The 14,461-nt window shown below is 44.3% G+C and carries 15 protein-coding genes; 6 read left to right on the top strand and 9 right to left on the bottom strand.

Features of this window, described 5'->3' with window-relative positions:
- Positions 1–21: 21 nt before the first annotated feature.
- The gene (locus MKY16_RS24600) at positions 22–564 is read left to right on the top strand and encodes a hypothetical protein (RefSeq protein ID WP_023991046.1); all 543 of its coding nucleotides are present in this window, start codon (positions 22–24) and stop codon (positions 562–564) included.
- Positions 565–582: 18 nt separating this feature from the next.
- On the opposite strand, the gene MKY16_RS24595 is transcribed toward MKY16_RS24600, so the two are convergent.
- On the bottom strand, positions 583–1,473 hold the full coding sequence (locus tag MKY16_RS24595) for a diacylglycerol/lipid kinase family protein (RefSeq protein WP_340957453.1): 891 nt from the start codon (positions 1,471–1,473) through the stop codon (positions 583–585).
- Positions 1,474–1,612: 139 nt separating this feature from the next.
- Between MKY16_RS24595 and MKY16_RS24590 the strand changes: the two genes are divergently transcribed.
- A complete protein-coding gene (locus tag MKY16_RS24590) occupies positions 1,613–2,479 on the top strand; it encodes an SDR family oxidoreductase (RefSeq protein WP_340957452.1) in 867 nt (288 codons plus the stop codon).
- A 262-nt stretch (positions 2,480–2,741) separates the two neighbouring features.
- Entirely contained in the window at positions 2,742–3,083 is a 342-nt protein-coding gene (locus tag MKY16_RS24585; RefSeq protein WP_029518861.1) for a zinc ribbon domain-containing protein YjdM, read from the top strand.
- 41 nt (positions 3,084–3,124) lie between these two features.
- Here MKY16_RS24585 and MKY16_RS24580 read toward each other — a convergent pair whose 3' ends face one another.
- Positions 3,125–3,880, bottom strand: a complete 756-nt coding sequence (locus tag MKY16_RS24580; protein WP_029518860.1) for an AIM24 family protein — start codon at positions 3,878–3,880, stop codon at positions 3,125–3,127.
- A gap of 251 nt (positions 3,881–4,131) precedes the next feature.
- Here MKY16_RS24580 and MKY16_RS24575 point away from each other — a divergent pair, with 251 nt between their 5' ends.
- A complete protein-coding gene (locus tag MKY16_RS24575; protein ID WP_069012299.1) occupies positions 4,132–5,184 on the top strand; it encodes an LLM class flavin-dependent oxidoreductase in 1,053 nt (350 codons plus the stop codon).
- A 107-nt stretch (positions 5,185–5,291) separates the two neighbouring features.
- Here MKY16_RS24575 and MKY16_RS24570 read toward each other — a convergent pair whose 3' ends face one another.
- The 4 genes from MKY16_RS24570 to MKY16_RS24555 form a co-directional block, all read right to left on the bottom strand.
- Positions 5,292–5,801 (bottom strand): DUF1036 domain-containing protein, encoded by a 510-nt coding sequence (locus tag MKY16_RS24570; protein WP_029518858.1) that lies wholly within the window; start codon positions 5,799–5,801, stop codon positions 5,292–5,294.
- An 82-nt stretch (positions 5,802–5,883) separates the two neighbouring features.
- Positions 5,884–7,392, bottom strand: coding sequence for an aminotransferase class V-fold PLP-dependent enzyme (locus MKY16_RS24565; RefSeq protein WP_069012298.1), 1,509 nt, complete (start codon positions 7,390–7,392; stop codon positions 5,884–5,886).
- Between the two features lie 134 nt (positions 7,393–7,526).
- Positions 7,527–8,003, bottom strand: a complete 477-nt coding sequence (locus MKY16_RS24560; RefSeq protein ID WP_029518856.1) for a DsrE/DsrF/DrsH-like family protein — start codon at positions 8,001–8,003, stop codon at positions 7,527–7,529.
- 96 nt (positions 8,004–8,099) lie between these two features.
- Positions 8,100–8,738 (bottom strand): histidine phosphatase family protein, encoded by a 639-nt coding sequence (locus MKY16_RS24555; protein WP_340957451.1) that lies wholly within the window; start codon positions 8,736–8,738, stop codon positions 8,100–8,102.
- A gap of 313 nt (positions 8,739–9,051) precedes the next feature.
- On the opposite strand from MKY16_RS24555, the gene MKY16_RS24550 reads away from it, so the two are divergent.
- Both MKY16_RS24550 and MKY16_RS24545 read left to right on the top strand, forming a co-directional pair.
- A complete protein-coding gene (locus tag MKY16_RS24550; protein ID WP_340957450.1) occupies positions 9,052–10,014 on the top strand; it encodes a radical SAM protein in 963 nt (320 codons plus the stop codon).
- 160 nt (positions 10,015–10,174) lie between these two features.
- Entirely contained in the window at positions 10,175–11,149 is a 975-nt protein-coding gene (locus MKY16_RS24545; RefSeq protein ID WP_069012295.1) for an aldo/keto reductase family protein, read from the top strand.
- Between the two features lie 32 nt (positions 11,150–11,181).
- On the opposite strand, the gene MKY16_RS24540 is transcribed toward MKY16_RS24545, so the two are convergent.
- The 3 genes from MKY16_RS24540 to MKY16_RS24530 all read right to left on the bottom strand — a co-directional run bounded on the left by MKY16_RS24540 (position 11,182) and on the right by MKY16_RS24530 (position 14,454).
- A complete protein-coding gene (locus tag MKY16_RS24540; protein WP_318627764.1) occupies positions 11,182–11,565 on the bottom strand; it encodes a hypothetical protein in 384 nt (127 codons plus the stop codon).
- A gap of 197 nt (positions 11,566–11,762) precedes the next feature.
- Positions 11,763–13,703 carry an ABC transporter permease gene (locus MKY16_RS24535; protein WP_029518851.1) on the bottom strand — a complete coding sequence of 647 codons (1,941 nt, stop codon included), beginning with the start codon at positions 13,701–13,703 and terminating at the stop codon, positions 11,763–11,765.
- Positions 13,693–14,454: an ABC transporter ATP-binding protein gene (locus tag MKY16_RS24530; RefSeq protein WP_069012292.1), complete on the bottom strand. Its 762-nt coding sequence runs from the start codon at positions 14,452–14,454 to the stop codon at positions 13,693–13,695. The genes MKY16_RS24535 and MKY16_RS24530 overlap by 11 nt, the downstream gene beginning before the upstream one ends.
- Positions 14,455–14,461: the final 7 nt, after the last annotated feature.

The raw sequence follows: 14,461 nt of genomic DNA, 5'->3' as shown, positions 1-14,461 counted from the left end.
TGATAAGGGGAAATTTCGTAAATGGTAGCAGATCAATCCGTCTTTATCTTGCTTACGAATACGGGAACGTTTCTTACGAGAGTCATTAAAAGCTATACGAGAGCGCCATATAATCACGCCTCCATTTCCTTCAACCGGGAACTTTCGGAATTATACAGCTTCGGAAGAAAGACCCCTAATAACCCTCTGGATGGTGGTTTCGTGAAAGAGGATATTAAGACAGGTACATACAGCAGATTTCCGAATACAACATGTGTTATCTACGAACTTCAAGTAACCGACCGTGAAGTTGAAAAAATGAAGCGAGTTTTACATGTATTTATCCGAAGTCGTCAAAAATATATGTATAACTTACTGGGTTTGATTGGTATTGCACTCAAAGAACCAGTCGAGTTCAGCAATTCTTATTTTTGTTCGCAATTCGTCGCGGAAATTTTACAGCGATCCGGCATAAAAATATGGAACAAACTGCCCGCTCTTGTTACGCCAGACGATTTTCGGCAAAGTGATCGATTCCATTTGATCTACGAGGGGAAATTGAGCGAGTATGATCCTCAAGCTTGAGGACCAGCACCGCATGACCTAGACCCCTTCCGGCACAATTACCTCGATATGACGCGGTAAAATACCAAGCTCGATAGGCAAAGACGGCCCTTCCTCACCATCTACATTCGTACTGACCGGTTCTGCGGAGCTGACACTTACATGCTTTGCAGTAAAGTAAACGATATCACTATGATCCTTCAGGTTGCCTAAAAATAAGGATATGCTGGCCGTCACGGTGTTCAATATATTGAGGTTTTTAAAAATAAAGCAGTGAAGCAGACCATCGTCAACAGCCGCATCGGGTGCCAGTTTCTCGAATCCGCCAACTGAATTGGTTAACGTGGCCAAAAAGAGTGGGGACTTTCCTTCCCAGGTCTTGTCATCATAGCGGACGATAAGTGAGTGGGCTGGATGGCTGATAAGCTCTTTCATGCCTTCTTTGAAGTAGGCAAATGTGCCAAACATGGATTTATCGTCTGACGATACAGCTGATAGCGATTCAGCAAGCGAACCTGTAGCAACAACATTGGCAAACATTCGGCCGTTTAAGAGGCCCATATCTACGTTTTTCACGCGGGCAGAAGTCAGTGTACGGATCGCCAGCTCGGGACTTAGCGGAATTTGCAAGGCACGGGCAAAATCATTGACTGTCCCAAGGGGGATAATCCCCAGTCTTGGACGGTGGTCTTGATCCATGAAACCGTTGATGGTTTCGTGAAGTGTGCCATCTCCACCGATGGAAACGACTAGGTCACAAGCTTCCTCACACGCATTAACGCAAAAACGGGTGGCGTCCAGTTCCTTCTCTGTCTCTTTAACCGTAACAACGTATCCTTGATCACGTAGAGTTTCTTCTACGTTTCTGACATGTTGGAGGGATTCCTCTTTGCCGGAAGAGGGATTTACAATGATCATAGCTTTCTTCATATACATGTTCCTTTCTCTAGGGGAAAGTTTGGGTTACCCACTCTTACCCGCAAAGCAGACCTTTAGACTCTAAATTAGACATGTGTTATATTTTTAGTTACTATATAAAAGTAAATAAAATCTGAATGGAGGATTTCATATGAAAATCGCATTAACAGGAGCAACAGGGCAACTGGGTTCCATCGTGGTAGATACGTTGCTTACATCTGTCTCCGCAAACGATCTTATTGTTAGCGTAAGAAATCCAGAAAAAGCAGAGAACTTACGGTCTCGTGGCGTTGACGTTCGTCACGGTGATTTTGATAAACCGGAGACGCTGGATCAAGCGTTTGCTGGAGTAGATCGACTGCTGATTATATCCGCTGACGGGGATAATGATACTAGAATTCGTCAGCATAAAGCGGCTGTTGATGCTGCTGTGCGTGCTGGAGTAGGCTTCATCGCTTATACTAGCGCTGCCAATGCCGCTGACAGCACTCTATTTCTTGCGCCCGTACATCGCATTACGGAGGAGTTCATTCGCGAGTCAGGTATTCCTTATTCCTTCTTGCGTAATAATTGGTATCTGGAGAATGAGACAGGCACGATCCGATCCGTACTCGCGGGTGCTCCTTGGCTAACCTCGGCAGGGTCCGGTAAAGTAGGTTGGGCTACCCGCGCAGATTATGCGCAAGCAGCTGCAAATGTTTTGTCTGGTGAAGGACATGAGAATACAATATACGAGCTCTCCGGTAAGCCGATTACCCAAGAAGAGTTTGCAGCGGTACTTGCTGAGGTTCTGGGCAAAAACGTTCCTGTCCAGCAGGTGGATGATGCTACGTATGCCGAGGTTATGCTCGGTGCGGGAGTCCCAGAAGGAGCAATCCCTATTGTGGTTGGTATTCAACAAGCGATTCGTGAAGGAGCCTTGGATGTCGTAAGCAGCGATTTTGAGAAGCTGTTGAAACGCCCCCTTACACCGCTTAGCCAAGGAATTAGTGAACTAATCAAGCAAATCCAAGCATAATAAACGTGCCGTAAAACGGATGCTGCCTACCTAGGCAACATCCGTTTTTAGTTATATGTTCACCTATGGACATTTTCAGCAGACAGAACGCTTACATATGAGGTGCAACAATACTCAGATTAGTTTCATCCATGAGTGGAATCGTGACGGATTATCCAATATACTTGTAGGGAACTCCAAGGAAGACTTGGAGCAAGCTTGGTCTATCCAGGGAAGCTTAGCACAGCAGTAGAATTTGAAAATGAATGGAGTACATAATACCATGTCTAATTTACCAAATTGTCCTGAATGTAATTCAGAGTACACTTATGAGGATCGCAGTCTTTTCATTTGTCCGGAATGCGCTCATGAGTGGTCTACCGAGTCAGAAGCGGTAAGCAGTGAAGACATTAAGATCGTCAAAGATGCGAATGGTAACATTCTGCAGGATGGTGACTCTGTAACTGTCATTAAAGACCTTAAAGTGAAGGGAAGCTCATCCGTCTTAAAAATCGGCACCAAAGTAAAAAACATCCGTCTGGTGGATGGCGATCACGATATTGACTGCAAAATTGATGGTTTTGGAGCAATGAAGCTAAAATCGGAGTTTGTAAAAAAGAATTAAAATGTAAGAAAGGAGAAGCCGAGGGCTTCTCCTTTTTTTGTTTATAAGGGCGCTAACCATACGGTTCCTGTTCCCCTGTACACATTTACCAGCCCTTCGCCGGAAGCAGCCGAGCCCATTTTGGTTTTTCCAGATTTTTCGACGGTGAACTGTAAGGTATTGGACCACATGAGGGCAAAGTTACCATCCACCTTCAGCACATCATTTTGCAATTCTATAACGACCGCTTCCTCGGAAGGGATTGGCGCTTGAAGTGCCAGAACTCCTTTTCCGCGGGCGCTTAAATTAAATAACCCTTCTCCACCCAGTGCGGCAGAGGAAAGATTACTACGTGCAACGACGGATATGTCCAGCGTCGTGTCACAAGCCAAAAACAAGCCGTCTTCGATGGCAATATCATCATTGTCGACATCAATAAGCCAAATATATTGGTAGGTAGGCTCCAGCATAATGGTACCCGTGCCTTTATAGTGCGGTTTAATGGCACCTGTCCCTGTTACAGCGCCGGACACCAAGTTTCGCATTAAGCCTCCCACGCCTTTTACACCGGTAGTCATTTCCATGCTACCCACAGTATATTGCATGGCTCCCGCCTTCATCATAATCTCACTATTGTTGATTTCGATCATGAGTTGCTTGCGGCGCATGTTACTTTTGCTCATATAGTAATTGTCTTGCGCAGCCGCAACCGAGGTGCAGCTCAAATCTGTTATGTATTCCAGTACCGTAAATCCGCCTAATTGGTCAGTGATAGCAACATTGCTGTTATCCTTTAAATTATTAATAACAAAAGCCATAAATGTAAGTGCCTCCTTGTTGTATTCATGGTGTGGGGATGGGAAACTTCTTTGTTCCATACAATATTCGACAAAGAGACTTCTTTTCCTGCGGCGAATCTTGACACTTCCCTTGGCTGATTTTCAGACTCAGAAAAGGAGAGCTTGAAAAAGATGCGAAAAAGGTTCAATATAAAGATATCGGTTTTTAAAATGATTGGCTTCGAAAGCAGCCGAATGAGAATGAAACATGAAAATAGGGGGTAGAGCAAGTGGAGATAGGGATAAGCACGTTTGTAGAAACAACGCCGGATCCCCAAACGGGGGAGGTTATCAGTCACGCACAACGAATACGTGAAGTGGTCGAGGAGATTGTGCTTGCAGATCAGGTAGGGCTGGATGTGTACGGCGTCGGGGAGCATCATCGTAAAGATTATGCGGCATCTGCACCTGCTGTTATCCTCGCTGCTGCTGCTGCACAGACCCAACGGATTCGGTTAACCAGTGCAGTTACGGTACTTTCATCGGATGATCCCGTACGTGTGTTTCAGGATTTTGCTACACTGGACGGCATTTCGAATGGACGAGCTGAGATTATGGCAGGCCGGGGCTCTTTTATCGAATCGTTCCCGTTATTTGGGTATGATTTGGATAACTACGATGAGTTATTTGATGAAAAACTGGAGCTGTTATTGAAAATCCGAGAATCCGAGAAAGTCACCTGGAAGGGCGGACATCGGCCTGCAATTCACAATTTGGGCGTGTATCCGCGTCCAGTTCAAAATCCGTTGCCCGTATGGATTGGGAGTGGGGGGAATCAGGAATCTGTGGTTCGTGCAGGATTGCTCGGTTTGCCATTGGTTCTGGCGATTATCGGGGGTAGCCCTGTACAGTTTGCCCCGTTGGTGGAACTATATAAAAAAGCCGCGAGGCATGCCGGTCATGATGCATCGCTGCTTCCGGTTGCATCACACTCACATGGTTTTATCGCAGAGACTACTGAGCTGGCAGCGGATAAGTTCTTCCCTTCCACTCAGCAGAGCATGAATGTGCTTGGGCGTGAACGCGGTTGGGGCCCTTACACTCGCTCCAGCTTCGATGCCGCACGCAGCTTTGAAGGAGCGTTATATGTAGGTGATTCAGACACGGTTGCCAAGAAAATCATTCATCTCCGTAAACAGGTAGGCATTACACGTTTTCTGTTGCACGTGCCCGTCGGTACGATGCCGCATGACGATGTCATGAGAGCTATTGAGCTATTGGGAACAGAGGTAGCACCACGGGTTCGTGAAGAGATATCCAAGTGGGAATCCGAGAGTAAATAGGTGGATTGATCTCAGTAGACAAAGGAGAAAGGGGCAGACCATGAGCGATATGGCCGCTCCTTTCTTAACTCTAAAATAATCTATATATGAGCTGATCAGATCATTTTTTATTTTGTCCGTTTTTTATGCGTGATGCGCTTTTGCAACAGGGTTTTACCTTGTTTTAGTCTCTTAGGTTTAGCAGGGACTCTGCGCAGGATAGGTTTCTCTTGGATTGCCTTGGAAGGCAATGTCATGCGGAGTGTGGATGATGCAGGTTTTCTTTGACTGCTGCTCGTTACAAAGTTGATGGTGTAGTCCAAGACGAATGGACTAACTGCGATTCTCCGCAGTCCCACGCTTCTACAAGTGGTACAACCTGTATCCCAGCACCAATTGAAGGCATTCTCAGGAACTTGAGTGAAATATGAACCCCGCCATTCGCGTCCAAAATCATCTTCAGCGTAATAAAAGAACGTATTCCCTCCTGCGAAGCCGCTCCAAACCTGAATAGTCTGTCCAGGGTTAACACGGTACCAGCCTGCTTTAGAATAGTTAACAGGAGTACAGCTGAAGTCCGGATAGGCAAAGACCACAAAGATAGCCGCATTGGTACTGTTGCGAAAATTGAGACCCATTTGTCGTCACTTCTTTCCTCATATAGTAATCCTACAGAGTATTCTATGAGAGTTTTGAAAGAAGGGAACGGACACGAGTCTCTTAATCGCTAAAATTGAACCATTTGCTGATGTCTATTTTGTTATGTTCATTTATAGATCTCCATTCGTTTGATTCTGGTTGATAGGTATAATCTTTTTGCCAGGTCACGATGTTTTCCACGATTGCCCGTATGGAAGAGGCGATATAGGAGACTTCCTGATTCGTCATCATGGGATGGAGCGACAGACGCACCCAGCCCGGTTTTCGAGATAAGTCTCCTGCATCGATCAGGTCTGTCATTTGTTTAGACGTTTGGGGGTCGATGCCCAGCAAATAATGTCCGTAGGGGCCTGCACAAGAGCAGCCGCCCCGGACCTGAATACCAAACCGGTCATTCAATAGTTTTACGATCAGGTTATAGTGAATAGGACCGACAACGAAAGAAACGATTCCCATTCGTTCTTGGCTGCTTCCTCCTAAAATGTGTAGTCCTGGTATGGTACTCAAGCTTTTTAGTAATAATGATGTCAGTTCCTTTTTTCGCTCCAACATGCGGTTGTATCCCATTTGTTCTTTCAGCCGAATGCAGAGCGCCGTTCGAACGGCCTGTAGAAAGGCAGGGGTTCCTCCATCCTCACGGGCTTCAGTATTATCTTTATACTCGTATCCACCCCAAGGATTGGTCCAGCTAACTGTACCCCCTCCGGGCTGATCCGGAGCACAACTAAGGCATAGTCTCGAATCCATAATTAAAACGCCGCTTGTACCGGGACCCCCAAGAAATTTGTGGGGTGAAAATACAATCCCGTCCAGTTTCTCGAGAGGATCTGTGGGGTGCATGTTAATCTCGGCATAAGGTGCGCTTGCTGAAAAATCAATGAAACAAACGCCGCCATGTTCGTGCATTTTGCGAGATAGCTGGTAAATCGGTACTTCGAACCCTGTAACATTAGAGCAGGCGGTAAAGGCGCCGATTTTGATAGGGCGATGCCGGAATTGAAGCAGCAGTCGTTCGAGATGAGTTGGATCGACAATCCCGCCGGGACCCGGAGGAAGACATACAACGTCTCCAACGGTTTCTGCCCAGGAAATATGATTGGAATGATGCTCCATATGTGTAACGAAAATAACGGGGCGCTCTTTTTTGGCGATGGGGTAGAGGGGCTTTAATTTTTCATGTATTTTCAATCCTAATAGCCGCTGAAGCTTATTCACTGCACCTGTCATACCTGACCCGGCGAACAGGATGATATCATGTTCATTGGCATGAACGTGGCCCTTAATGATTTGTTTCGCTTCTTCATAGGCTTGGGTCATCAGAGTTCCTGTCAAATTAGACTCCGTATGCGTATTCGCCACAAAAGGGCCTAATTCATGAGCTATTTTCGACTCGATGGGTCCATACAGACGGCCACTGGCTGCCCAATCCGCATAAATCAGCTTTTTTTGTCCATATGGAGATTCAAAGGTCTGGTGATATCCGATTGTACTTTCGCGATACCTTTGGAAATAAGCCTCGTTAGAAGGCTGATACCTACAATTACTGCTTCCAATTCGAGCCATGAGCATACGGCGCCTCCCAAGTCGTTCTGTCTTCTTAGGGTACGTAAGTAGGTCCGAATGGGTTAAAAAAAATAGGCGAGTGTCATCATTTAGTCACAATAAAAGCCTCATCCAACAGCCGGATAAGGCGCAAGTCTATCCTATATAAACAACTGCATATCGGATTCGAGCGCATCTTTTAGATACGTTTTGGCCTCGATAATTTCCAGTTCAGGTATAAATTCTTCCGGTTTAAAACCCATAATATCCACCGATAGCTTACAGGCATAAAATTTGACGTTTTTCTTCCGGGCACCTTTTAGGAAGTGGATCAGCTTTGGGGCTTCATTGTCTTCCAACATTTCCGTTAGCATCAGTTTGCCCAGACCACTAAAATTCATATGGGACAGCGGTAAGGATTCAGGCCCTTTGGGCGTCATCAAGTCCATGAGTTTCTCGTAAATCGTCTTATCCTCAAGCGTCATCTTCTCGGGATCACGAACCAGTGATAATCCCCAGAACGCAAAAAACATCGTCACATCCACATCCAATTCCCGCGCTGTATTTGCCAGAATCAGTCCAGCCATTGCCTTATCATAATCGCCGCTGAACATAAGCAGATTCATCCTTTTATCCACAATTCCCGCCTCCATTACCAACAGATATATTCAGTATGGATTTGGAAATGAAAACTATGCATGGTTCACTGTGTTGTCTGAAGCCGCAAATTTTTCTCACGGCACAGTCGACAACTCAGCAAAAGATATCCTGTCTACAATATCAAAACCGTTTCCCTGTCCTCTTGGCTTCACAACTACAGTACCCAAGTTCGGAATCTCGCCCAAACCAATGCCTTGAGGGAAACTGTGAGCAATGATAACTTTGTTGGTCCCAGAAGGTGGAACTTTCTCTAACACAGAAGTCAGTTCGGCTAATGTACTTTCCTTCTCTGCTGCGGTTACATCACCACTTAGATTGTAAATTCTAACCCAGAAGGGATCTACATGAACATTTTCTGCTCCAAAAGCTAATTCTGCCGTTTCCCTTGTTCGACAAAAGGGACTTGCTATAACTGGGGTTTGAATGGGGATTTGTAAGCTCTTTATCCTTTCCCCAAAAAGTAAGGCTTGTCTTTTACCTTCCTCGGAAAGATTCCTTTGGAGTGAGCAATCGCCGAAGACGAGATTAGGTTGATCTTCTCCTAGCGTTGCTTCACCGTGCCTAACGAACAGAATGTATCCACCCTGACGAAGAGAACTTAGTAACTCTGGTTTAACTGGTCTAGCTTCCGCTGTATTTATAGCTGCTCCCACGATTTGTATCGGAGTCATAAGAAGTAAAGAAAGCATGCATGCATAAACTAACCTTTTCATCTTCGCATCTCTCCCCCTAAGAATACAATTTTGAGATATAGTATATGTATTGAGGGAAGAAAAAAACGGGGAATAGTATAAGTTACTGTTTCATAAGCTAGGCGGTTGTAACCCTCTAACATTGAGTTTTTTACTATTTAACAATATGCTGCCAATCCTTTTCTGCGCTTTTTCTGCAGTTCCCTACCCAAAACATGACGCTACTTATGCAACGGTTCGCCGTTACCAATGTCATATCTACAAACCGTCCCATTCTATATAATCTCAAGGGGAATTCAAGACACAAGCCTGAGATCGGGAGGATCATGAGAAAGTGAGTATAGAGAACAAATATAAAGCACTTGAACTGGAAAAGCCGGGCATCTACGAGCTGGAGGGACTGGAAGTCGGGGTCACCTCTAATTGCAACTTCAAGTGTGATTACTGCTGCGCATATCAGCGGAACGATGGGCAATGCATTAGCAGCAAAGAGGTCATTGATATTATTGATGACATTCCAACGTTAAAACGTGTGCGACTGTCCGGGGGAGAAGTGACCCTGAAGTATGAGGATTGTCTGGACATTGTGGCTCACTGTTCGAGCAAAGGAATCGCTACCCAGCTCAACACCAATGCCAGCTTGCTCAGCCCTGAACGAATTGAGAAACTGCGTGATGCAGGTCTTTCCAACATTCATATCTCCTTCAACTTCACGGATGCTGATAAATATGCAGCATATTATCATGTTCATCCTCGCATGTATGAGAAAATTGTTCAAAATATCCGGTTATGTACCGAGGCCAAGCTGGAAACGGTGTTGGAGACGTTGCTGTTTGCGGAGACACAAAACAACATGCCAGCTATTAGCGAAATGGTATATGATCTCGGTGTGCGCATCCATGAAATCCAAAACAGCATTGTGATGGATCATACCAACTGGAACGCTATTTCCACCAAGGAAGCGCTCGTCCGTTCCGTTCATGACCTGATTGCACATAAAAAAGATGATACTGTATTGTATTTCACCTGTATGGACCGTTTCGCAGAAGCACTGGGTTTCAAGGAACAGCCGGGTGTGTATTTTTCCAATTGTGTTGATGGTAAAAAACAGCTCCATCTGCACGGGAACGGGGACATTCTGATCTGTGAGCTATGCCATCCTGTGGTCATCGGCAATATTTATGATGGAACATCCTTAAAGGATATTTACAAAAATAAACCGAAGCAGCTTCAGGAGTTTCTCGACAAACTGCCTTGTCCTGCATATGATGCGCTTTTTCCTGTAGGAAGCAAGTAGACATGATTTGAAATTGTGAAACTAAAGCATCTACCACCCTAACAGTCAGGGTGGTAGATATCCTTCATGTAACTCCATGAATCCTTTATCAATGATTTTATGAAAGGGTTTACATGTTAAAATATAAAAATATAATTCTCTTATGAAAGAAGGAGTAGATATGAAATATAGAAATGTAGGCAACAGTGGTCTTAAAATTAGTGAAATCGGCTTGGGGAGCTGGTTGACGTACGGTACAGCCGCCGAGCAGGAAGCAGCTCATACCTGTATTGCCAAAGCCTTTGAACTCGGGATTAATTTCTTTGATACCGCGAACGCGTATAACCGGGGAGAAGGCGAAAAGGCTATGGGAGCTGCTTTGAAGTCCTATCGAAGAGATAGCTATGTATTATCTACCAAGGTGTACTTCCCTATGGATACCGGTCCCAATGACAGGGGACTGTCACGCAAGCACATTATGGAGCAATGTGAAGCGAGTCTGAAGCGTCTGGGTACGGATTATATCGACATGTACTTTTGTCATCGTTATGATCCAGACACTCCTTTAGAAGAGACGCTGCGAGCGCTCGATGACCTTCAGGCTCAGGGTAAGATTCTGTACGCTGCTGTCAGCGAATGGAGTGCTGCCCAGCTCATGGATGCTTATGGGATTGGAAAAAGGCTGAATCTGCGCCCGCTGATTGCCAATCAGCCGATCTATAATATGTTCGAACGTTACATCGAGCATGAGGTACTTCCGGTATCCGGGCAGGTAGGCATCGGCCAAATTGTATTTTCGCCTCTGGCCCAAGGGGTCCTCACGGGGAAATACAAGCCTGGACAACCTTTACCGACGGGTAGCCGCGGGGCTGATGCCTCTGTCAATAATGTCATCAGCAGTTACATGAACGATACCGTTCTGAACTGTGTCCAGGAGCTGGATAAGCTGGCGAAGAATTTGGGTGTTACCCTGTCACAGCTCGCGCTTGCTTGGATTCTGAGAGAACCGGGTATCAGCGCTGCACTTATTGGGGCTACTAAACCGGCACAAATTGAGGAAAATGTAAAAGCAGTCGAAGTGACGCTGCAACCGGAGACATGCGCGGAAATTGAGCGGATTCTTAAGCAAGCAGAGGGTTTTGAACCTTTGCGTTAAGCATTCACACGAGCCTCTGTAGAGGCGAACCATTAACTAGCTCCAAGTATGGCATAAATTCCTGAACCCACACTAAATACAATCCCGCTCACTAGAACGAGGATTTGCTTCTTACTGAGATCCAGCGGATCAAAAAAGATGGGTAATAGCCATTTTAGGGTGATGACAGACCATAAGCCCTCCAGTAACCCTAGCATCAACACCTTTTGTCCCCAGTGAAACTTCATTTGCGGTGTTAGCGGACCTGCTAGCATCAAATCACCTGAGGCACGGATATTCCAGCAAACGATAACCATGAATACAACAAGAGTTAATAGGGTTGACATAATATAGGCGATATCTTTTTTAGCCTTTTTCGTAAGTGTCGGCGATTTTTTAAACTCAGGCAAGCCAATTAGGAAAAAAACAATTCCCATAAAAATAGCCGCACCTATAAAGGAAGCGAGTATGATATTGGCTACGATGCCGATGCCATTGATGAGTAATAATAAAATAAGCTCCCCCCCTTGGGGTTACGATGATAGTTATTTTATTGTACATGTAGGAACGAAAATGCTCAAATATTTGGAAAAGCCCCAGCACTTTCGCCTGGGGCTTTTTTGCTTTTTGCCGATTATAATGCTGATTTAATGACCTTTTTATAATACAGGATGGATAGTATCCCGAAAATGGAATATAAGGCGGTGTACAGCACCATAACGATAATCATAGGCATCCAAATTTCGGTTCCAAATAAGAACCAGCCGGATTGAACGGCGAAATAGCTGTGTGATAGGCCAATCACTAATGGAATGCCAAAGTTAAAGAGTTGTTTTATTTTAATACCTCGAAGCAGGTCACTTTGGGTGAACCCTAACTTTCTTAACACCGTATAATTGGCTTTTTCATCTTCGCTCTCATCCATTTGCTTAAAGTAAAGGATACAGCCTGATGTAATGAGAAAGGTGAGTCCCAAAAAGCCAACTACAAACATGATCACTCCCATGTTCCGCTTCTGATTGCTGCTCATTTCAAGGCGGGATGTTTGTTGATCATTAAAATTCGCAGCTGCAAAGAGACGATTGGCTTCTTCAATCTGTTCTGCATTTATCATATCAATTCCAATATATAAGGATGATTTCTTTTGAATCTCAGGATTTACATCTTTCTTTAACCGCTCAAAGATGGTTTCGTCTACAATGACAGTGGGTACTCCCCCGGCTGCAAAATAGTAGGGAATGACATAATCCTTTTTTAGACCCACATATTGTTGAGGTATGACTTCTGTTTTCCCCTTCAAATCCAAGGGGCCAAAGTCTTTCAAGGACATGAATTTCTGTAACATATCATTATAGCCCGTTAAAACCGTTTGGCCTGGAGTTACATCCGTACCCTCCACAGATTGGTCGCTTACGACAGGCAGTGTCATGGAATCCGTACCATCATTTAATTGTTCCATAGGAGTCTCCATAATTTGCGCTGTCTTCACACTGACTTGAATCACTTCAATTTTCTTTTCACGATACTTTATATCATGCTCATGAAGTAACGCTTTGAATTTCTCCGCATCCGGTACATTCGTCATGGCAAAATGGGAAGGTACATTGTCCTCAGCTGCTTGATCCGCAGAATAATAGGCGATATAGCTTAAGGAAAGTAAACCGATGGCAAGTGCTGATACTGTCGTAATAATGGTCAACAACAAAGCATTGGACTTCATGCGGAACATAATGGATGAGAGAGATAGCACCTCATTAATGTTCAAATAGCCGCCTTTACTCTTTCTGATGATATTGGAAATAAAGCGGATAGATCCTTTATAAAAAAGGAGTGTTCCGATGATGACAGTGCCCAAAATAAACACCATAGCCATAAACAATTCATTTATGGATGTAAAGTCTCCACCAAATAATTTGGAGGAAACATAGTAACCTAAAGCGATGAGAGAGATGCCAATGATCCCGATGATCATCTCAAAGATCGATATTTTCTTGATTTTCCCTTCGGTGGTTGAGGTCACTCTGAACAAGGACAAAATACTTTGTCTTTTGATAAAAGAATAATTCATGAGCATGATCAGCAGGTAGATGACAACAAAAACGATGAGTGTTTGAGTCAGTGCTTGGTTAGAGAAATATAGAGTGGCAATGGCTTCGACGCCCGTCGTCTTAAATAAAATCATAATCACTAATTTGGAAAAGGAGAATCCAACCCCAATCCCAATGAAGAGGGAACTAAAGTATAAAATTAGGTTTTCAGCACTCAGGATGCGAAAAATTTTACTTTTAGTCATTCCGATCAATTGAAATAGGCCAATTTCTTTGCTTCGTCTTTTTATAAAAATATTATTGGCATACATAAGAAAAATGCAGACAATAGCGACCAGTAAAATGGAAGCTGCCCGTATGGAAGCTGCACCTTTAACAGACCCCTTCACTTCGTCCATGGAGGGATCGTACTGTAGTGTGACAAAAGCGAAATAGAGTGCAACACTGAAAATGAGGGCAAAAACATAAAGGTAATAATTTTTCAGGTTTTTTTTCAAATTTTTTAGAATGAGCAGATTAATGTTCATATTGGACCCCGCCTAAGACCCCTTGGGTTTTCATGATATCCTGGAAGAAGCTTTGTCTTTCCTGCTCGCCTTTGTGAAGCTGCGTATACATTTGCCCATCCTTAATAAAAATAACCCGACTGCAATGGCTGGCAGCGACAGGATCATGCGTGACCATAATAATGGTTGCTTTGCGTTTTTGGTTCAACTGGCCCAGCTTGTTTAATAAATCGGAAGCCGACTTGGAATCCAGTGCACCCGTAGGTTCATCGGCAAAAATAATACTGGGCTCATGAATAAACGCTCTGGCCGCTGATGTACGCTGTTTCTGTCCACCCGAAATTTCATTGGGATACTTATCTTTCAACTCATAAATCCCCAATTCTGTAGCCACTTCCTGAAATCTTCGGTTGGCTTCTTTCTTAGGCGTTTTGGTGATGGATAACGGTAAGAGGATGTTCTCCTTCACCGTTAGCGTATCCAGCAGATTATACTCCTGAAAAATAAAGCCTAAATGCTCTTTTCGAAATTCAGCCAGTTGCTTTTCTTTCATTTTCGTCATTTCGATATCATTGATTCTAATGGAACCTTGGCTCACTTTATCAATAGAGGAAAGAACATTCAGCAATGTGGTTTTACCTGAACCGGAGGCTCCCATAATACTGACAAATTCCCCTTCTTCAATAAGGATATCTATTCCCTTCAAAACCTCCTGCATATTGAACTTATTACCGTAGCTTTTACGGATTTTATGAGCTTCTAAAATGTTCACTTCGATG

It is taken from the genome of Paenibacillus sp. FSL L8-0641 (genome assembly GCF_038006265.1).
Taxonomy (GTDB): Bacteria; Bacillota; Bacilli; order Paenibacillales; family Paenibacillaceae; genus Paenibacillus; species Paenibacillus polymyxa_D.
This window is presented reverse-complemented; position numbering and strand designations above follow the sequence as displayed.